Consider the following 20,378-nt stretch of genomic DNA (forward strand, 5'->3'; position numbering starts at 1 on the left):
TGTTCTTTTTATCAGAACAATAACTAGACATTTATCAACTTATTGCTCACAAAAGAACTTTTATAAGTGAATCATTTACGAAAAACGTCCTATGTAAGGTGGTTAAAACCTATTCACTTGTATAGCAGAGTTTAGTTATGGAAGTATTAAAGACTCTATAAAAAGTACAAAAAAATAACGGAATTACACATCTCTTGATAGTGTTTGGCTTTAAATAAAGTAGTTCTTTGCTAAACTTATTACTTCTATGTATAAGCAGTAATTAATAATATAGTTTCGGATTCAATCAGTTTTATGCTGACGACCAAAGGAAATACTATATTTACTAAACCCCTTACTTACCTATACGTACAAACTTAAATGTAATTAATTTACTTATCTAAAAAGGATTATTTATAATGACTTTAAAATCTATCAAACAAGCGAATCGTGCCATGACTTTTGCAGCCATTAGTGCGCTTGGTATGCTTAGCACATTAGGTCATGCAGCGACTTACGAGCTTGATCCCAAACATACCGCAGTACGCTTCTATGTAGATCACTTCGGTACCACGACCAATGCTGGTGGCTTTCATAATCTATCGGGTACTCTTGAGTACGCACCTGAAGAGCAAAAAGGTTTTATCGGCATTACAATCCCCATGGGCAGTTTAAGTACCGGGCTCAAAGCTTTTGATGGGCATCTAAAATCTGATGATTTTTTCAATGTAGAAAAATACCCAACCGCTTATTTTAAATCTACTGATTGGGTATTTGATGGCGATGAAGTCAAATCAGTGAAAGGTGACTTAACCTTACTTGATGAGACTCATCCTGTGACTTTAACAGCCACTAAATTTAACTGCTACGACAGCCCTCTATTAAATGCTGAAGCTTGTGGTGGTGATTTTGAAACCACTATCGACAGAACCAAATGGGGTATCGATACCTATACAGACGGCGGTATGATGAAAGATGTCAAATTGGTCATTCAGGTAGAAGGCAGTAAACAAGCAGATTTAAAGTAAGCAGACCTTAAACAATAATGGCTCGTCCACTTAAGACAATCTGTACTACAATGAAGCTGGGTTTTTTAACCCGGCTTTTTTTATTTTATAAAAGTGTTCATGGGAGTTTTATGCAGACAATCTCCCTTATAAAGCGATAAGTTAAGATAACAATAGGACAGCTAAAATGGGACAGCTAGAAGATATGGCAATGTTTGTACGCATTGTCGAAGCCGGTAGTATTACTAAAGCCGCTGAGCAATTGGATGTTGCTAAGTCGGCTGTAAGTAGGCGACTAAAAGATTTAGAGTCTCGCTTGGGCAACCAGTTGATAAGTCGGACCACACGGCAGTCTAACTTGACCGAGGCTGGTGAGCATTATTATCGACAGGCGAACAATATCCTCAGTGAAGTTGACGCACTTAATGAGCAGACCAGTGGTGCACCTACACGCATTGAAGGCACGCTCAAAATGACAGCGCCCCTGTCATTTGGGCTTATGCATTTAAATGATGTGATCGATGAGTACGCCAATCAACATCCCAATTTAAGCTTTGATTTGGATTTTTCTGATCGACATGTTGACTTAATTGAAGAGGGTTTTGAGTTAGCCATTCGTATTAGAGAGCTGCAAGACTCTAGCTATCAGGCAAAACGTTTAGCGCTGATTCGTTATGCGCTCTGTGCCAGCCCTGAGTATTTAGAAAAGATGGGAACGCCTGAAACGCTCGAAGACTTAAAAGAACATGAGTTTTTGCAGTATGGCCTTAGTAAAACAAGCAACCTACAGCTGACTGATGCACAAGGAAAAAAGCATAACCATACAATAAACGCAAAAATCAAAGCGACTAATGGTGAGTTCTTAGTAGATTTGGCAGTGAAAAATCATGGTATTACTTTTATACCAACTTTTATTGCTTACCAAAGATTGGCCAAAGGTGAGCTAGTCCCTATTCTTGAGCAATATCAATTGCCCACGCTCAATGCCTATGCGGTTTACCCTAAGAATCGCTTCCTATCACAGCGCTGTCGCTATTTGATCGATTTTATTGCAGAGCGTTTTGGTGACAACCCTTACTGGGATGACTTCTAATAAAAAAACACAAGCAAGCCTAATTTAATAAGACTCAACAGTTTTCTAAAGTCGCTATAAACCCCAAAACAATGTTGCTAGTATTGTGTCAAGATATCCATCAATCATAAGGAGATGCATTATGGATTTGCAAGCACTAGGCATGAAAGCGATTAATGACTTTGATAACATACGCCAAAGTCCACTACCACAAGAGCGTTTAAACGCAGCTCGCAAGCAGGCAAGCGCATTCAGAGAACGCTTTATGGATGAGCCACCTGTTCAATTTTATCAAAGCGCCGACATGGTTAGAGTGCCCTACCCAACGTGGTACGCCTACAGCGGTGTCTATACGCAAAGCACTTATAAATTTCCCTACCTTCATATCCTAAACCGCATTTTTATCATTCAGTATCATGACTTTTTAGGCGAATTAAAAACCTTGCTGTTCTCTCCTTCTGATATCGAAGCGGATCGCGAAACGCCATTTTTCAAGCGCTTAACGGACAAGATGCCCAACTGGTCGCCGCTTGAAAGCGTGGTTGCACCTATTATCCGTGATGTGACTGGCGCATTAGCCGAAGTCGGTTTAGCTCCAGAAGATGTCGATTACATCAGCTACGATCATCTACATACCCAAGATATACGTCGTTGGCTTGGTACCAAAGATCAAACCGCCTACTTCCCTAATGCCAAGATTTTAGTTCATGAACAAGAATGGCTAAGCACCACTGCTTTGCTACCAGTACAAGCGGATTGGTATTGCCCCAATGGCATCGAAGGCGTCGACCCTGATAAAGTTATTAAATTTACTGGTAGCATCCAATTAGGCACAGGCTTAGCACTGGTGCATACTCCAGGCCATACCGAGGGCAACCATTCACTAGTCGCGCGCGTACCAGATGGGATAAGAGTCACCTCAGAAAATGGCGTCGGCGCTGATGCTTATGCGCCTATGAACTCAAAAGTGAATGCCATCCATCGTTATGCTAAAGAAACAGGCATGGAGGTGATCCTAAACGGCAATACGTTAGAAGGTAGTAATGAGCAATATATCTCAATGGTCGTCGAAAAAACCATCGCCGGTCCCTCTAAAAATTCTGACTTTCCTAACTGCGCTTCAAGCAGCGAAGCGACTCCTTATTGGCTGATTCCCGGTCATAAAGTCAGCCATCTTATCGGTGAAGCAAAGTTTGGCAGCTTACAGAAAAAATCGGCAGAAAGTCGCTCAGCACAAACAAGTGCCCCGAAAAATAGCGCATTGCAAAAGGAAAGTGCCTAATGAGTTATTTTACCAATAAGACGGTTTATATCACTGGCGCAGCCTCTGGTATTGGTCTTGAGACTGCTAGACAGCTCATCAAGCAAGATTCCAACTTAGTATTGTTTGACGTACAACCTCTTGATGAGGTGCTATCAAGCTTGCAAGCTATGAATAAAAATGACGCTTCAATTGCAACCTATCAGTTGGATGTGACCGATGCGGATATGACCACTCAGCAAATCGCTACGGCTGCCGAAAGCTTATCGCCAGACATTTTAATGCATTTTGTTGGGATTACAGGGCCTTGGACTTTTGATGATATGAGCCAAGAGCAGTTTGAGCGAGTGATGAATATCAATCTATTTGGTACGCGCAACGTACTGGCTGCCGTGCGTCCGTTTTTATCACGTGGCAAGCAAGTCATGGTTACCGCTTCCATGTCATCCTTCACTGGTAGTTATGGCTACAGCTCTTATAGCGCGTCGAAGTTTGCCATTTGGGGCATGATGCAGTCGATAAGCTTTGAGTGGAAGCCATTGGGTATCGATATCACCGTTTTTGCGCCGCCACCGATAGATACACCACTGACGCAATCTGAAGTCGGCGTCATGTCGCAAGCTGGCGTCGGTATGAAAAAGCTAGCAGGTGAGCTAAAGATTGAGAGAGCGGTTAAATCCATGTTAAAAGGTGTGGAAAACCGAGAACTCCTAGTCGTACCAGGTGTAATGGCAAACTTAATAAGATTACAGCTGCGCTTCTTCCCAGTGAAATGGGTGAATTGGATAGGTAATAAGACCGTGGCATTGTCTATGAAAAAGTAATTTGCTATGAAGACGTAATTTGCTCATCAACTTGTAGATATAAGCCAAGCATATTGCTTGGCTTTTTTATGGCTAATAACACCTTTCACTATCGCATCTACATAATTCCCACCGAACTAAGACAGTAACGGATGGTAGATGTTTTTTCGATACTCTACTCTATCTAATCATCAAAACAGTCTTGCAAAGTATAATAAGCGCATACTACCTAAAATAGGATAATAACAATGACGGATTTAACAATAAAAAATGCCAGACTAATGGATTATCAGTACCCTGTCGATATTCACATAAAAGATGGACATATTGCTAATATAGACGTTGTAGAAGACTATATCACTGATAACGAATCGGACAAAAAGTCTAAAACTTCCAAAAACGTTTACGATGCTAAAGGCAGCTTTGTGTGCTCAGGGTTTTTTGAGAGTCACATTCATCTTGATAAAGCCTGCATTTTAGATCGGTGTAGCGTACAAGAAGGCACACTTAAGGAAGCGGTTGAAGAGACAGGTAAAGCCAAAGAACACTTTACTGAAACCGATGTGTTTGAGCGTGCCTCAAAAGTCATTGAGATGGCAATAAAAAAAGGCACAGTAAGTCTACGTACCTTTGTAGAGACTGATGAGAAGACAGAATTACGTAGCTTTGAGGCGATAAAAAGAGCGCAAGATAGGTACGCTTTTGCTATCGATATTGAAATCTGCGCGTTTGCTCAGTCGGGCCTAACCACTAAACCCAAAACTCATGAGCTGTTGCAACAGGCGCTTGAGCAAGGCGCTAATCTAATTGGAGGTTGTCCGTATAAAGATGACAATCCAGACCAGCACATCGAGATGATATTTGATTTGGCTGAGCAGTTTGATGTCAATGTCGACTTTCATTTAGATTTTGATTTAGATCCACAAGGTTCAAGCATTCCAAAAGTAGTAGAAGAGACTATTAAGCGTGGCTATCAAGGCCGCGTCTCTATCGGTCACGTTACCAAACTGTCAGCTATGGATAAAATGAAGCGCGGTGAGATGGCAGGATTGCTCAAACAAGCAGACATCACCTTGATTGTACTACCAGCTACTGATATCTATATCAACGGTAGCAACTATGAAGCCCTGATACCTAGAGGCACAGTCAATGCGAATCAATTTGCAGCGTTGGGACTTAATACAACAATCTCTAGCAATAATATTTTGAACGCCTTTACGCCTTATGGTGATGCGTCATTAATTAGAATGGCTAACATGTATGCCAATATTGCACAACTATCTACGGATGATGAGCTTACCGATACCTTTGATATGATTACCAAAAATGCTGCTAAATTATTAGCGGTTAAGAGCGATATCATCGTTGGTGCGCCGGCAACGCTCATCGTATTAGAAGCCAAGAGTGCCGTAGAAGCGATCCGCACCAATGCACAAGCGCTCGCGGGTTTTAAAAATGGCAAGCAGACTTTTTGCAATGAAGCGGCTTATATTTGCTTTGAATAAACATCCTTAAGTCTTTGTACTGATGGAAATACTTAAATCTCTACTATAATGTATCAACGTTAGAATAAAAAAAGCATCATCTAGTCAAAAGTCAGATGATGCTTTTATTTTAATACTTTGATTTTGCAGTAATCGCGCAAATCTTAATCCAAGGTTTGTACACCACCACCATTTACAAAGATAGTTTGACCACTGACCCAAGTCGATATAGGCGCAGCAAAATACAATATAGCACCGGCGATATCATCGGCTTCACCTAGGCGTTTAATAGGCGTATTTGCGAGCATTTTCTTCTCAATCTCAGGTGTCAATACACTCTCTAACGCAGCCGTGCGCGTCGCGCCAGGACCAACTGCGTTAATACGTACTTCAGGGCCAAAATCATGTGCCAAGTTTGCCACCATATGATTGACAGCGGCTTTTGATCCTGCATAACCACTCATATTTGGGCTTTTATTCACACTCGACATGGAAGTGGTAAACACAATGGAACCATAACCTGACTCTTTCATGTATGGCACGCACAACTGACACAGACGCCAGCCACTAAAAACGTTTAGCTCAAAGTCGCGGCGGATATCATCTACTGAGATTTTAGTAGGATCTTCTTTACCACCGCCGCCACCGCCAGCGTTATTGATTAAGATGTTAACCGCTCCAAACTCTGTCACTACTTGATCAACCATAGCGACTAAATCATCATCTTTTAGGATATTGCACTCGACCGCTAAACCTTTGACCCCTAGTGCTTCAATATCTTTAATAGCAGCTTTAGCATCTTCTAACTTTAGATCAGCAATAGCGATATTAGCGCCCGCCTCTGCTAAGCGCATTGCGGTTGCTTTACCAATACCATTTGCGCCGCCTGTGACGATAGCCACTTTACCTGACAAATCAAATAGTTCATTAAATGCTTTATGTTGAAATTTCTGCATACTTATCCCTTATAATTATTATTTATATAATTGTTAGATGGTTATCTATGATTTGATTGTCACTCTTGTTCGAATGACAGTAATAAGTATGCGCCTATTAATTTGACTTAATGTGACAGATTGACCGTCTTTTGTAACGATTATCTATAAGTTAATTTTGTTTAGATAAATGATATAAATTTGGAACTATAAGATAAAAAAATCAAAAAACTAAATAATAAAAATTTTACACATAAAAAAAGCCTCACTATAAAGTGAGGCTTTAGTGCTCTTAAAGAGCCATATTTGGAGCGGGATAAGAGATTCGAACTCTCGACCCCAACCTTGGCAAGGTTATGCTCTACCACTGAGCTAATCCCGCTAAATATCAAACCATACCGTTATTAATAACGACTACGTCTCGATAGGCTGGCTATTTTAGCAAAAATCCTGAGCGTGTCAATATCTTTTTTAAAGTTTATGAGTAATATTATTAAATCCAGTACTAGACAACGTTAAGCATCCATATAACCTATTGATGTAGCAAAAGTTTTCATTAACTCACAATAAAAAATAATAAGACTATCCGTCATCGCCTTAGTTACAGGGATACTTTATTTTGTTACTTTTTCCACCTTTGTTTTTCATTATTAACATTATTATACTTATGTTTAACAAAAGTTCGGGTAAAATTTATTGGTAGCGTAGGTAAGCTGACAAACAATATGAAAATTTAAATAATAGTCTGTTTATTTACTAGATTAGCTTTGATCAACTTTTTACTATTTATAATGAGGATATTTATTATGAGAAAAATGCTTACCACCACAGTGATGGCAGCTTCGTTGTCGGCACTCACTTTAACAGGTTGTACGAGCACAACCAATAGCGGTGCCGTTGGTGTTGATCGTCAACAGTTCTTATTGGTTTCTAGTGAACAGGTACAACAGCTATCAGCTCAGAGTTATAATAAAAACCTACAAGAAGCTCGCAAGCGCGGTCTGCTCGACACTAACAAGGCACAACTGAATCGCCTAAAAAACATCTCTAATCGTTTAATTGGTCAAGTTGGTACATATCGTCCAGACGCTGCTAAATGGCAATGGGAAGTACATACGATAAAGTCTGATCAGCTTAACGCCTTTGTTATGCCAGGCGGTAAAATCATGTTCTATTCAGGTATTATCGATCGCCTGAATTTAACTGATGATGAGATCGCTGCAATTATGGGTCATGAGATGTCTCATGCACTTCGTGAGCATTCTCGCGAGCGCCTTTCACGTGAGTATGCAACTCAAACAGGCATCGGTGTCGCCGCGAGCATCTTTGGTCTATCGCAAGGACAGGCCGAGCTTGCAAACGTCGCTGGTGATCTCGGTCTGAGTCGTCCGCATAGCCGCACTCAAGAAGCAGAAGCTGATCAAATCGGTTTAGAGCTAATGGCACGCGCAGGCTACAACCCACAAGCTGCGATTACCTTATGGCAAAAAATGCAACGTGCCAGCCAAGGCGAGCCACCGCAATTTTTGAGCACTCACCCAACCAGTAGCAATCGCATTGCACAATTGCAATCATTGATGCCCAAAGTCATGCCACTCTACCAAAGAACACGTCGTTAATTGTGTATTTTTGGATGGGGTATAAAGCAGAGTACAAACCATGGTTTGCACTCTGCTTTTTTACTGCTGTCGTTACAAGCTTAATGTCTATTGAATGACAAAGTATCATTGGTAGTGTCTGCTATAATAGCGATCATAAATCACCGAAAGGTGCTAATACGTAATAGACGTTGACACGATATAAAAAAGGACTGCTATGAGTACTACCCCTACCGCTGATGCGCTAAATGCTGAGCTAAAATCATTACAACCGCAGTATATTGAGCTAATCAATGAATCAATGAACCACGCTGGTTATTTTGAAGGCAAAGAAAGCCATTTTAAACTTACCATCGTAAGCGATGCTTTTGAGAGTAAGCGTTTGGTTGCTCGTCATCAACTGGTTTATGGTCTAGTCGCGCCCCTACTTACTTCTCAAGGCGGCTTGGTGCATGCACTGGCTATTCATGCCTATACGCCAACAGAATGGCAAGGTCAAAGTCCAGACAGCCCATTGTGTGCTGGACAAAACAAATAATAAACCCTACTTGAACAATCATCAGACACAAATAATAAGTCTAATTGCCGTAACCTTAGAGGAGACGATACTCAATGAAACACTTGCATATGCTAATGGCAGTATTGGTAATTGTATTGTTCTTATATCAAAGCTATCTAGTATTAAGTGCCAACAGACGCGCGCCAAAGATGGTAAAAGTAGCCAATCATATTGTTTATGCTTTAGTTATTTTCTCAGGGGCTTTAATGTTGATGCAATTAATGAGTGCAAACGCCTCTATACAATGGGTATTTGCCAAAATTATTTTACTTGTTGCTGCCATCAGTGCAAGCATAAAAGCCTTTCACAATCATGCAACACCTATTCAAAGAAAGACAGGGATTTTAATTTCAGCGATTGCGTATATCGGTATTGTAATACTTGCATTCACAAAACCTGCAAACTTGTTTTGATATTGAAGTAATATTAATTTAATACACAATATTTACGTATAAATGAGCCTATAAAAGATCATTTAATAATCAGCGTACTTTAAATGTTAGTGATTGAAAGTATGTTCATTAAGAGTACAATAATAGCAATTACAACAACTTAGCCTTATGGAGCCATTATGAACATTCTTACCGCCGCAACCCTAGTGGCAACAGTTGGCGCTTTTGGTCTTGTTGGCTGCGCCTCAACTGGTAATATTACCCCGCAATATGTGCCACCAAGTACCTATCAAAATTATGACTGCCAAGCACTTAGTCAAGAATATAACCGTATAAACCGTTACGTTGAATCGGCTCGTAATCAGCAATCAACGTTGTCTGCTTCAGGGGTAGGTGTTGGTGTCTCTGCTGGGCGCTGGGGTATCTCGCCTAATATCAGCTTTGGTGTAGGTAAAAGCAACAATACCAAAGCCCGCGATGCTAAACTTTCACGGCTCTACGGCGAACGTGATGCGATAGTCCAATCTGCTCGTATCCAGCGCTGTAGCTTCGTCAATGGCATCAAAATTTATGGCGAATAAGTTAAAATAATTTGCATACAGTACTGATAAAATACTGTCTTTAAGTCACTAAAAAAAGCCAATACGCCATCAACGTATTGGCTTTTTTGGTTTGCAAAAAACAAATTTAAACCAGTTGTTATGTTTGTAAGCTTTGTACCCATTGGGCGATCTGCTGGCTTGGCAGCGCGCCCGACTGTCGCGCGATCTCTTTGCCGCCTCTAAAAGCCACCATCGTCGGTAAGCTACGAATATTATAGGGCGCGGCAGCTTGCTCATATTTGTCCGTTTGGACTTTAGCAAAGACTACTTGTGGCAGCTGATTGGCAGCCGCTTTAAACTGCGGTGCCATCATAATACAAGGCTGACACCAACTCGCCCAAAAATCAACGATAGTCAGCACATCATTTTTTTGAATGACTTTACTAGCCGTTTGTGCGTTTAGCTCATGTGGGCTGCCAGTTAATAATGGTTGACTGCATTTACCACAATTTGGTGCAGCACTAAGCCGTGCGGCTGGCACGCGATTGGTCACTTGACAATGTGGACAGACAAGATGGCAATTTTGCCCATTCATTATAGAACTCCTATACAAATACAAATAGCAAAGACAATTATTGATAGCATTGTAGGTCTTTATTTCTTATGTCTTCATTTATTCATGCTGAGACTTGTAGTAGTAGCTTAACGCTTGCAAGTGTTCATGCCAAGCATTCTGTACAAAGGGCAAAAACGAAATAATCCTGTTAGCAAAGGTATTAACCCAAGCACACCCCATAAGCTTTGATAATACACTCCCAGCCCAATAATGATCAACCCAGCTATAATACGTAACGTTCTCTCAGTACTTCCGACATTTGCCTTCATTTCTGACTCCTTAAGCTTTATCACTTAGTATTTTAAAAACAAGTTAGCCAGTAGCTTTATCCCAATGCGTTAATCGGTACCTTTAGATAGCGAATACCATTGTCTTCTGGCGACGGTAAATGACCAGCATCAATATTGACTTGTACCGCTGGAATGATCAGACGCGGCATCGCAAGAGTGGCATCACGGCGCTCGCGCATTTGCACAAATTCTGCCTCATTAATACCCTCTTTTACATGGATATTACCCATTTTTTGCGCTGCAACTGTAGTAGTCGGACAATGCTTGCGACCCTTACTTGGATAGTCGTGACATAGATACATGATGGTATCCTCAGGAAGTGCCAACAGTTTTTGGATAGACTGATACAGTGCTTTAGCATCACCACCTGGAAAGTCACAGCGCGCTGTACCTACATCAGGGGCAAACAAAGTATCACCGACAAACACCACGGTATTTTCTTTATCAGCAGCGATATAGGCCATGTCAGCACGCGTATGACCTGGCACATACATCGCCGTAATAGTAATGCTCCCAAGCTCTAATATCTCACCATCATCCATCAAGATATCAAACTGACTGGCATCGGTACGAAAACGGGTATCAAAGTTAAAGATTTGTTTAAAGGTTTTTTGTACTTCAGTGATATGCTGACCTATCACTAACTGACCGCCAAGCATTTCTTTGACATGAATGGCCGCTGATATATGATCGGCGTGGGCGTGCGTTTCGATAACATAGACCAGCTCCCAGCCTTGCTCGCGGACAAACGCAATGACTTCATCGATGCTGCTGGTGGCAGTGTGGCCAGATTTGGCATCAAAGTCTAATACCGGGTCAATGATGGCACATAACTTTTGCTCAACATCAGCGAGTACGTGTGTGTACGTTTCAGTATCGTTATGTAAGAAAGAATGAACTTGCATGCCAACCTCGCTATAAGAATGTTTGAAACTTTAAATAACACTTAAGTATGATATTGAATCGTATATAATATTTGACATACCGACTACTTATCTATGTCTAACAATATAACAATGATCATACAATTTATCAATTTATATAATGTAAATAATGATAACTTGATATAATTGGTGATATCATTGATAATGAACCATATATTGTTAGATAATAATCCAAAACATATTGCTATCTTATTTAAGGAGCTCATTCTGACTACTTCTATTTCAGCACTGGGTACATCTACTCACAGTATAGATGACGATGCATCGTCTAATTCAGCAGACTTTGCCCCTATCGATCTTGCCAAACAAATGCAGCAAGCATCCATGCAAGCCAGCCAACTACTAAAATCGCTCTCACATCCTGATCGCCTGCTATTATTGTGTCAGCTAACTCAAGGTGAATACTGCGTCGGCGAGCTTGAAAGCTTGGTCGGTGTCGGGCAGCCAAGTCTGTCACAACAGCTAGGGATATTGCGTAAAGATGATCTAGTCGCTACTCGCCGTGAGGGCAAGCAAATCTACTACAGTATCGCAAGCGATGATGCTTTAGCGGTACTAGAGTTACTGTATCAACGTTTTTGTGCCAAGGCAGAGCAATAATATAGTGCTGCATTTAAACACTTGAACTTAGTATAAAAATGCTATCCATTGTGATAACGATTTTTGATGTGATGACGTACTGACATGCCTACTATCGCTGCTCGCTTGATTCCTACATGGCTGCGTCAATACCAGCTTACGACCTTACCAACTGATGTCATCGCTGGATTGGTCGTAGGGGTACTCGTCATTCCGCAGAGCCTTGGCTATGCTGTACTGGCAGGGTTACCGCCCGTTTATGGTCTATATGCAGCGATTGTACCCGTCATCGTCTATGCCTGGCTTGGTTCTAGTAATGTACAAGCGGTCGGTCCCGTCGCCATCACTGCGATCATGACGGCCAGTAGCCTACTACCTTATGCCGATAAGGGTGCTGAGCAGTATGCGCTGATGGCAAGCCTTCTTGCATTTATGATAGGAGCGCTGCTATGGATAGCTGGGCGTCTTAAGCTTGGCTGGATCATGCAGTTTATCAGTCGCGGGGTCTCAGCAGGGTTCGTGAGCGGAGCCGCTGTTCTAATTTTTATCAGCCAGCTTAAATATTTAACCGATATCCCCATCTCTGGTAGCAGCTTAATCAGCTATTTGTCGAGTATGCAGTTGTATGCCCGTCAGCTACATCCGTTGACGCTACTTATTGGTACTGTCGCCTTCGCGCTTTTGGTAACAAATCGCTATGCGAGCAGATGGGTATGGCGCACATGGCTATCATCGTCTTATACCAAATGGGCGGAGCGCTTGTTCCCACTTATCTTACTTGGTATCGCAATTTTGCTGAGTATGGCATTGCACTGGAATGCGCTAGGAGTGGCAACCATCGGTAGTATTCCGCAAGGATTGCCAAGCTTTACGGTACCTCATGTGCCAGATGTTCAAGAAGCGCTTAGACTGCTACCAACAGCAGGACTGATGGCGCTTATTATATTTGTGTCCAGCAGCTCAGTTGCTAGCACTTATGCCCGGCTACGCGGTGAAAACTTCGATGCCAACCGTGAGCTGACTGGACTTGGACTTGCCAATCTATCTGGCGGACTGTTTCAAAGTTTTGCGGTCGCTGGTGGCTTTTCACGTACTGCTATCAACGTTGATTCAGGCGCTAAAACTCCGGTGGCCAGTCTGGTTACGGTGTTAGTGATGATTGCCGCACTGATCGCTTTTGGTCATGTACTTGCTCCACTACCTTATGCTTTGCTTGGTGCAACTATCATGGCCTCCATTATTGGACTGATTGACATTGACACGTTAAAGTCTGCGTGGCAGCGAGATCGATTGGATGCAGCAAATTTTATCGCCGCGTTTGCAGGCGTGCTAATATTCGGATTGAATATTGGACTGGTTATCGGTTTGATGGTATCGTTCGCCAGCCTTATCTGGCAATCGAGTAAGCCGCATGTTGCCATCGTTGGACAGTTAAACGGTACAGGACACTTTCGCAATATCAACCGTCATAATGTAGTGACCTTTAATAATTTATTACTATTGCGTATTGATGAGAGTCTATTCTTTGGTAATAGTGAGTCAGTACACCTGCGTATTTTAAACGCTTTGCAGCGCTACCCAGACGCGAATGAACTTATCTTAATCATGTCCGCAGTCAATCATATTGACCTGACTGCGCAAGAAATGCTCAGCACACTTAATGATGAGCTAGCGCTGCAAAATAAACGCCTGCATTTTAGCTTTGTAAAAGGGCCAGTCATGGATGTCATTGGTCATACTTCACTGATTACCAAGCTATCAGGGCAGGTGTATCTAAGCACTTTAGATGCCGTCAACGCATTAAAAGAATGCACTAAAAGATAGCGAGCGATGACTGGGTTTTTACGACATAGCATCAATTGCTGGTGTCGTCTGTCACAAAATATCGTTATGATAGAGTACGTATTATGCTATCTTGTTGTATAGACAAATTGGTTGAAATAGACTCTATTAGCTTCCATATCTTTACTGGTTTAATACGCTACAATCTTCTTTGATAACCCTACTTTAACAAACTCAATTGAATACAGTTATGACCAATGATATAACCATTTATAGACAAATTTATCCAAGCCAATGTATCAAAATCGCCGAGCTTGGCTATCGCTCAGTGCTCAATATACGTCCTGATGCTGAGGTTGATACGCAGCCTAATAGCTGTGATTTGGCCACAGCTACCGAGCAAGCAAACCTAACTTATCATCATCTACCTTTTGATGATGAGCGTTTGAGTATGATGACTGTGCAGCAATTTGCTGATTTTTATCGTACCGCACCCAAACCTATATTGATGTTTTGCGGGACTGGGGCACGCGCCAAGCTACTGTACCAAAGTGCGTTGATGCAAGGTTTGTTATAACGTTTATATATATTTAGCTTAAAACAATGGGTCTCAAAAACCGTATCTGTTAAGAAATAACGTATCTGAGAAAGTAACGTCTTAAACAGACACTAACTACATTTAATAAATCATTCTAAAAAAGGAGCTCTTATGAGCCATCAAGTTAGTATTACTGGACAAATCACCCCTGATCAAATCCCTATGATTGCTGAGAATGGCTTTAAGACCATTATTAATAATCGTCCCGATGGCGAAGAGCCAGGCCAGCCAACCAGTGCTGATATTGAAGCGGCTGCTACCGATGCAGGTCTTGCTTATAAAGAAGTATCATTTGCAGGTAGTGATCTCAATCAAAATCACGTCGAAGAATTTGCAGATTTTTTTAATCAAGCCGAGCAGCCAATGCTCATATTCTGCCGTACGGGCAATCGCTCGACAGGTATTTATGAAGCTGCTAAGCGTATGGATTTATTAGACGACTGATCTATCCAATTTAGGATAGATAATGCAATTCAAAACCGATGTAATACTAATGAGATAAATCCTGACAGTCAAAACTTAGCGAAATAACTAAAAGCTCATATAAATATATGGGCTTTTATTGTATCTGTAAGTATGTTTTAGGGTATATTTATAATGTTATTGCCACAAGGATTGTGGGCTATTTAAAGAGTCATTCTGATATGACTGTTAATTTTACAAGGAACGTTTCATGAGTAATACCGCATTGGCGCTACTTCCTCTGGCACTCGCCTATATCATGTTTACCTTAGGAACAGGGCTAAAACCTAGCGACTTTAAAATTATTATTACCTATCCCAAAGCCTTTTTTGTAGGCTTAATGAATCAAGTCGTTTTGGTCCCTTTAATTGCTTTAGCAGTTGTCTTAGTAATGGCACCGCCACCAGAAATTGCCTTTGGTATTATGCTGATTAGTTTTTGCCCAGGCGGCGTGACCAGTAATATGCTTACTTATTATGCTAAAGGTAATGTTGCACTTTCTGTTGCGCTCACTGGTGTGGTCAGTTTGTTATCAGTCGTCACCTTGCCTATCTTGATCACTCTGGCTTTTAATCATTTTATGAAAGGGCAAGCAGGCTCTATTAGTGCTATCAAAATTGGTCTTGTCATGTTTTTATTGACCACCCTACCTGTGACCCTCGGCATGCTCGCTCGCCGTAAATTCACTCGCTTTATGGTGCGTAGGAGCAGCATTCTAAATAGCTTGGCCAGTATCTTTTTTGTGTTGATTGTTTTTGCAGCCATCGCTTCTAACTGGGAACTACTAAAGTCACAGTTAACATCGATGGGACTTGAGCTAGTTCTTATTATTATGGCGTTGTTTGTATTAAGCATTTTAACGTCTAAGGTGTCAAAACTTAGCTGGTTTGACACCAAAACGATTTCGATAGAGACCAGTATTCAAAACAGTACGACCGCTATTACTTTAGCGCCTATTATTATGGGCACCGCAACCGGTTTGCCTGCGATCGCCTTACCTGCTGCGGTATATGGGGTGCTCATGTATGTGATTGCGCTACCGATTATTGCTTTGATTCGAAATAAGAACTGATTATATCTGACAAAAAAACCACCTCAAAAGAGGTGGCTTCTTAATTCAAGACTAAAAATGCGCTTACTGCATAACCAAGTATTCAAACGCTGACAATGCCGCTTTAGAACCCTCGCCCATTGCAATGTTAATCTGCTTAAAGGGTACAGTCGTCACGTCTCCACAAGCAAAGATACCTTTTCGGTCAGTGCGGCAACGCTCATCAATCTCAATCTCACCAAAACGGTTTAAATCGACAAAGCCTTTGATAAATCCAGTATTTGGCACTAAGCCAATCTGTACGAACACCCCTGCTAAGTCACGCTCATGGGTCTCACCTGAGCTGCGATCTTGATACACGATAGAAGTCACTTTGCCATCAGTCGCTTTAATCTCTTGCGTCGCTGCACCAGTGATAAATTCGATATTGTCTTTTTCTTTAGCTTTATTAATCAATACTTGATCCGCTTTTAATTCATCAGCGAACTCGAGTACCGTTACATGCTTCACAATACCTGCAAGATCTAACGCCGCTTCCACACCTGAGTTGCCGCCGCCAATGACTGAAATATCTTTACCTTTGAAAAAAGGACCGTCACAATGCGCACAGTAAGCAACACCTTTACCGACATTTTCTTCTTCACCTGGTACGCCAAGCTTACGCCATTGGGCACCAGTTGCTAGAATAATACTGCGAGTCTCAAACGTCTCACCCGTGTTAAGATGGATGCTATAATTTTCGTCTTTGGTCTCGCCAATCTCTTTAACACTGACATGCTCTTTTGACGTAATATTATATTCATGTAGGTGTTTCACAAAATTGGTCGATAAGTCAGTGCCGTTAGTTAAGGGTACAGAAATCAGGTTTTCGATATCCTGTGTGTCTTTTACCTGTCCACCAATACGGTCAGCGACCATCGTCACTTTAAGACCTTTGCGCGCAGTATAAATCGCTGCCGCTACCCCAGCAGGTCCCGCACCGATGATAGTAACATCCTGCTGCTCTAACTGCTCTTCGTCACCACCCTCTTCTGCTAATAAATCAGGAAACTGCTCTTGTAGCTTTTCGATCAGCTTAGCGGTATCAATCAAACCATTGGCAAATGGCTTACCGTTTAAGAAAACGGCTGGTACACCTTGGATATTATTCGCCTCGACCTGCTCTTGAAACAGTGCACCGTCGATCATCTCATTGCTAATATCATCATTTAAGAGTGCGAATTGGTTCAACGCCTGCACAACTTCTGGGCAACTGTGGCAAGACAACGATACGTAGGTTTGGAACTGTAATGGTTTATTAAAACGCTTAATGAGCTTTTGAATGCCTTCATCCAGCTTTAATGTATGTCCACCAGCCTGAAGAATTGCTAAGATAAGCGACGTAAATTCGTGACCGCCTGGGATACCGCTAAATACAATGCCTGTATCGGTAGGTGTCTCATCAATATGACTACGAACCGCAAAGCTGATTGGGCTTGGCAAGCTGTCGTCATTTATTTGTGCATCGAAGTTAATCTTATCGGTGGTACCAGCAATTTTGGTCAAAAAATCAACCAACTCGTCACGTTTTTCATGCTCACCACTACCCAATACAAAGGTAATCGGACGAGTCATGTTTTCACTATAGCTTTTGACAGCATCTAATAAGCTTTGATCTATCATATTTGTTCCTTATCATTATTGGTTATGTAACGGCAATGCGCCTATTGTACGTTTGAATACAAATTTTTTAGTACTAACAATTTTGTTTAATATCTTATATACAATAGGCTGATACCCTTTAATGTCCCTATTATCATAGGTTTCATGATTTTGAGCAAGCTGGTAAACTCAAACTTTATGTTTTATAAAACCAATCATAAATACATTTAATTAATTAAATATAAACTTATGGACGAATAATAACCATGGTATAGCCGTGATTTTTTCGCTACAATCAAATGAAGCGAATAGGAAGAGTTCCTATTTGTCTAGTGGCAGATTCGCTTTTATGCTGGTTTATCGAAAGACATTTCTGCTGATATTAAGCTTTATCACTATTGAATCAAACCTCAACTAGGTTCAATAAAACCTAAGACTTACAATCAGAGCAATGCATCATGACAACCTTTAAGACAAGACACTGATGCTTATTGCAGGGTTGTGTTTTATAACAAGGATGACAATATGAGAAAGACTGATACGTTACAAGACAATAGAGACATTATTGCCGAACTTAAGCAGAAAGATAGCCATTTTGCCAGTATTTTTGATGAACACACAGCGCTTGATCAGCAAATCAATCAGCTTGATAAAGATATGGTTACACATGCAAGTAGAGATGACGAAATCGAAAAAATGAAGCGACGAAAGCTATATTTAAAAGATGAGATTTATAAAATAATTGATAAAAATAAACTACAATCTCAGGCTTAGCGCTTCATATCTTATTAGTGCAAAAATACAAACATTTTTTAATAGTATAAAACCCCTATCAACTTTTACTGATAGGGGTTTTATTTCATAGCACAACTAACGAATCGCTTTGAATATTTATCAATAATTATTAACCGCCTATGATTTCGCCGCCATTGACATGTATCACTTGGCCTGTCACATAGCTTGCATCATCGCTTGCTAAGTACAAGTAAGCAGGCGCGACCTCGTTCGGTTGACCCGCCCGTCCCATCGGCGAGCTTTGACCAAATTTTTCGACCTCATTGGGCGTGAATGATGCCACGATAAGCGGTGTCCAGATCGGTCCTGGTGCAACACCATTAACTCGAATACCTTTGTCATTACCCATCAAATTGTTGGAGAGCGCACGGGTAAAGGACAAGATAGCGCCCTTGGTCGCTGCATAATCAATGAGATGATCGCTACCTCGGTAGGCGGTGATAGAGGTAGTATTGATGATACTACTGCCCACCTGCATATGTGGCAGGGCATATTTACTCAGCCAAAAATGCGGATAAAAATTGGTATGAATTGTCTCGTTGAGCTGCTCGGTGCTGATATCCGTTAGCGTTTGCTGCTCGACTTGTCGGCCCGCATTATTGACCAAAATATCGATACGGCCGAACTCAGTGAGCGTTTTGTCTATCAGCTCTTTACAGTTAGCCTCCTTTGACAAGTCAGAGGCAACCAATAGGCAGCGGCGCTCATAAGACTCAATATGCTTTTTAGTCACTTTGGCATCTTCATCTTCACAAAGGTAGCTTACCACCACGTCTGCGCCTTCTTTGGCAAACAAAATAGCTACCGCTTGGCCAATACCGCTATCGGATCCCGTCACAATCGCCACTTTTCCAGCCAGCTTGCCGTTCGGATAGTCGCGCGGCAATACTTCAGGATTTGGGTGTTGTTGTTTTTGCGAGCCTGGCAAAGACTGCTCTTGCTGAGGAAAATCTTTATTTTCTGATTGATTACTCATGATTTTACTCCTTTATTATCATATTCATTCTTATAGTAGTCGTGATTAAACGAGCTTTTGAATAACCTACCGCTTCTTATCGTTTAAAGCTTGTTATCAGCTTAAAGAATCTAAAATAAGGATTAGGTAAAATCTGGTGTCAGCCTGTAGACGAGATGTAAAAAAAGACTCTATCAACATCTGCTGATAGAGTCTTTGTCTATGTTACTAGCTCTAAACGTACTTAGTAGCCAGTCCTATAGAAGTATCTAAATAATAAATCGACTACTTAGATTTTACCAACCAAATCAAGGCTTGGTTTTAGCGTTGCTTGACCTTGTTCCCAAGCTGCTGGACATACTTCACCGTCGTTGTCACGCACATACTGGGCCGCTTTTACTTTACGAACCATGTCTTTTGCGCTACGGCCAATGCCTAAGTCATGAATTTCAGCAACTTTGATTAGGCCATCTGGATCTACTAAGAAAGTACCACGAAGCGCAGCGTTGTCTTCTTCGATCATGATGTTAAAGCCACGAGTAATTTTACCAGTACCGTCGCCTAGCATTGGATACTGTACTTTACCAATCGCTTCTGAAGAATCATGCCATGCTTTGTGTACGAAATGCGTGTCAGTTGATACTGCGTATACTTCAACGCCGAGGCCCTTTAGCTCTTCATAATGGTTGGCCATGTCTTCTAATTCAGTTGGGCAAACAAAGGTAAAGTCATGTGGGTAGAACATAAAGATCGCCCAGCTGCCTTTTACGTCTTCTGAAGTAATTGTTTTAAACTCACCATTTACAAAAGCTTCTGTTGAGAATTCTGGAATTTCTTGATTGATAATAGCTGCCATGATTGGCTCCTTTTTTGATTGAATGTTCTTAAAATAAATTTTGGTCATATATTTGACTATTTCTGCTAAGCCTTTAACTCTCTTGGCTACCAGACAAACTATACGCGAATTTTATGGTTAATCCAGTTAAAAGTTTTTAATGTGATGTTTTGTTTTATTAAACTTGTTAAACTATTA

At 41.2% G+C, this 20,378-nt stretch carries 22 protein-coding genes and 1 tRNA gene; 15 read left to right on the top strand and 8 right to left on the bottom strand.

The window, feature by feature from the left end:
• Positions 1-398 precede the first annotated feature (398 nt).
• The 5 genes from ACS8FB_RS07970 to ACS8FB_RS07990 all read left to right on the top strand — a co-directional run bounded on the left by ACS8FB_RS07970 (position 399) and on the right by ACS8FB_RS07990 (position 5,627).
• Positions 399-1,007, top strand: coding sequence for a YceI family protein (locus tag ACS8FB_RS07970; RefSeq protein WP_439261955.1), 609 nt, complete (start codon positions 399-401; stop codon positions 1,005-1,007).
• Between the two features lie 166 nt (positions 1,008-1,173).
• Positions 1,174-2,079 carry a LysR family transcriptional regulator gene (locus tag ACS8FB_RS07975; RefSeq protein WP_439261957.1) on the top strand — a complete coding sequence of 302 codons (906 nt, stop codon included), beginning with the start codon at positions 1,174-1,176 and terminating at the stop codon, positions 2,077-2,079.
• Between the two features lie 121 nt (positions 2,080-2,200).
• The gene (locus ACS8FB_RS07980) at positions 2,201-3,340 is read left to right on the top strand and encodes an MBL fold metallo-hydrolase (RefSeq protein ID WP_439261958.1); all 1,140 of its coding nucleotides are present in this window, start codon (positions 2,201-2,203) and stop codon (positions 3,338-3,340) included.
• On the top strand, positions 3,340-4,143 hold the full coding sequence (locus ACS8FB_RS07985) for an SDR family NAD(P)-dependent oxidoreductase (RefSeq protein ID WP_439261960.1): 804 nt from the start codon (positions 3,340-3,342) through the stop codon (positions 4,141-4,143). Before ACS8FB_RS07980 ends, ACS8FB_RS07985 begins: the two co-directional genes overlap by 1 nt.
• A gap of 227 nt (positions 4,144-4,370) precedes the next feature.
• Positions 4,371-5,627: an amidohydrolase family protein gene (locus tag ACS8FB_RS07990; RefSeq protein ID WP_439261962.1), complete on the top strand. Its 1,257-nt coding sequence runs from the start codon at positions 4,371-4,373 to the stop codon at positions 5,625-5,627.
• Between the two features lie 143 nt (positions 5,628-5,770).
• Here ACS8FB_RS07990 and ACS8FB_RS07995 read toward each other — a convergent pair whose 3' ends face one another.
• Positions 5,771-6,562 carry a glucose 1-dehydrogenase gene (locus tag ACS8FB_RS07995; RefSeq protein ID WP_439261964.1) on the bottom strand — a complete coding sequence of 264 codons (792 nt, stop codon included), beginning with the start codon at positions 6,560-6,562 and terminating at the stop codon, positions 5,771-5,773.
• A 286-nt stretch (positions 6,563-6,848) separates the two neighbouring features.
• A tRNA-Gly gene (locus ACS8FB_RS08000) sits at positions 6,849-6,923 on the bottom strand.
• A gap of 424 nt (positions 6,924-7,347) precedes the next feature.
• Here ACS8FB_RS08000 and ACS8FB_RS08005 point away from each other — a divergent pair.
• The 4 genes from ACS8FB_RS08005 to ACS8FB_RS08020 all read left to right on the top strand — a co-directional run bounded on the left by ACS8FB_RS08005 (position 7,348) and on the right by ACS8FB_RS08020 (position 9,671).
• Positions 7,348-8,160 (top strand): M48 family metallopeptidase, encoded by an 813-nt coding sequence (locus ACS8FB_RS08005; RefSeq protein ID WP_439261965.1) that lies wholly within the window; start codon positions 7,348-7,350, stop codon positions 8,158-8,160.
• A 196-nt stretch (positions 8,161-8,356) separates the two neighbouring features.
• A complete protein-coding gene (locus ACS8FB_RS08010) occupies positions 8,357-8,677 on the top strand; it encodes a BolA family protein (RefSeq protein WP_439261967.1) in 321 nt (106 codons plus the stop codon).
• Positions 8,678-8,751: 74 nt separating this feature from the next.
• Positions 8,752-9,111, top strand: coding sequence for a SirB2 family protein (locus tag ACS8FB_RS08015; RefSeq protein WP_439261968.1), 360 nt, complete (start codon positions 8,752-8,754; stop codon positions 9,109-9,111).
• 158 nt (positions 9,112-9,269) lie between these two features.
• Entirely contained in the window at positions 9,270-9,671 is a 402-nt protein-coding gene (locus ACS8FB_RS08020; protein WP_439261970.1) for a hypothetical protein, read from the top strand.
• 118 nt (positions 9,672-9,789) lie between these two features.
• Here the strand turns inward: ACS8FB_RS08020 and trxA are convergent, their stop codons facing one another.
• The 3 genes from trxA to ACS8FB_RS08035 form a co-directional block, all read right to left on the bottom strand.
• A complete protein-coding gene (trxA, locus tag ACS8FB_RS08025) occupies positions 9,790-10,227 on the bottom strand; it encodes a thioredoxin (RefSeq protein WP_439261972.1) in 438 nt (145 codons plus the stop codon).
• Positions 10,228-10,334: 107 nt separating this feature from the next.
• Positions 10,335-10,517, bottom strand: a complete 183-nt coding sequence (locus tag ACS8FB_RS08030; RefSeq protein ID WP_299217738.1) for a YgaP family membrane protein — start codon at positions 10,515-10,517, stop codon at positions 10,335-10,337.
• Positions 10,518-10,573: 56 nt separating this feature from the next.
• Entirely contained in the window at positions 10,574-11,443 is an 870-nt protein-coding gene (locus tag ACS8FB_RS08035) for an MBL fold metallo-hydrolase (RefSeq protein ID WP_439261974.1), read from the bottom strand.
• 183 nt (positions 11,444-11,626) lie between these two features.
• On the opposite strand from ACS8FB_RS08035, the gene ACS8FB_RS08040 reads away from it, so the two are divergent.
• The 5 genes from ACS8FB_RS08040 to ACS8FB_RS08060 all read left to right on the top strand — a co-directional run bounded on the left by ACS8FB_RS08040 (position 11,627) and on the right by ACS8FB_RS08060 (position 15,975).
• Entirely contained in the window at positions 11,627-12,082 is a 456-nt protein-coding gene (locus tag ACS8FB_RS08040) for an ArsR/SmtB family transcription factor (protein ID WP_439261976.1), read from the top strand.
• Between the two features lie 84 nt (positions 12,083-12,166).
• Entirely contained in the window at positions 12,167-13,885 is a 1,719-nt protein-coding gene (locus tag ACS8FB_RS08045; protein ID WP_439261978.1) for a SulP family inorganic anion transporter, read from the top strand.
• A 208-nt stretch (positions 13,886-14,093) separates the two neighbouring features.
• A complete protein-coding gene (locus ACS8FB_RS08050) occupies positions 14,094-14,420 on the top strand; it encodes a protein tyrosine phosphatase family protein (RefSeq protein ID WP_299217749.1) in 327 nt (108 codons plus the stop codon).
• Positions 14,421-14,552: 132 nt separating this feature from the next.
• Positions 14,553-14,885: a protein tyrosine phosphatase family protein gene (locus ACS8FB_RS08055; protein WP_439261980.1), complete on the top strand. Its 333-nt coding sequence runs from the start codon at positions 14,553-14,555 to the stop codon at positions 14,883-14,885.
• Positions 14,886-15,114: 229 nt separating this feature from the next.
• Positions 15,115-15,975: a bile acid:sodium symporter family protein gene (locus tag ACS8FB_RS08060; RefSeq protein WP_439261982.1), complete on the top strand. Its 861-nt coding sequence runs from the start codon at positions 15,115-15,117 to the stop codon at positions 15,973-15,975.
• 63 nt (positions 15,976-16,038) lie between these two features.
• Here ACS8FB_RS08060 and ahpF read toward each other — a convergent pair whose 3' ends face one another.
• Complete coding sequence (gene ahpF, locus ACS8FB_RS08065) at positions 16,039-17,616, bottom strand: alkyl hydroperoxide reductase subunit F (protein ID WP_439261984.1); 1,578 nt, start codon at positions 17,614-17,616, stop codon at positions 16,039-16,041.
• A 504-nt stretch (positions 17,617-18,120) separates the two neighbouring features.
• Between ahpF and ACS8FB_RS08070 the strand changes: the two genes are divergently transcribed.
• Positions 18,121-18,369 (top strand): YdcH family protein, encoded by a 249-nt coding sequence (locus ACS8FB_RS08070; protein ID WP_439261986.1) that lies wholly within the window; start codon positions 18,121-18,123, stop codon positions 18,367-18,369.
• A 130-nt stretch (positions 18,370-18,499) separates the two neighbouring features.
• Here ACS8FB_RS08070 and ACS8FB_RS08075 read toward each other — a convergent pair whose 3' ends face one another.
• Both ACS8FB_RS08075 and ahpC read right to left on the bottom strand, forming a co-directional pair.
• Positions 18,500-19,366 carry an SDR family oxidoreductase gene (locus ACS8FB_RS08075; protein ID WP_439261987.1) on the bottom strand — a complete coding sequence of 289 codons (867 nt, stop codon included), beginning with the start codon at positions 19,364-19,366 and terminating at the stop codon, positions 18,500-18,502.
• Positions 19,367-19,634: 268 nt separating this feature from the next.
• Positions 19,635-20,201: an alkyl hydroperoxide reductase subunit C gene (ahpC, locus tag ACS8FB_RS08080; RefSeq protein ID WP_439261989.1), complete on the bottom strand. Its 567-nt coding sequence runs from the start codon at positions 20,199-20,201 to the stop codon at positions 19,635-19,637.
• Positions 20,202-20,378: the final 177 nt, after the last annotated feature.

The sequence above is a fragment of the Psychrobacter sp. 1U1 genome (genome assembly GCF_051847535.1).
GTDB classification, from domain to species: domain Bacteria; phylum Pseudomonadota; class Gammaproteobacteria; order Pseudomonadales; family Moraxellaceae; genus Psychrobacter; species Psychrobacter saeujeotis.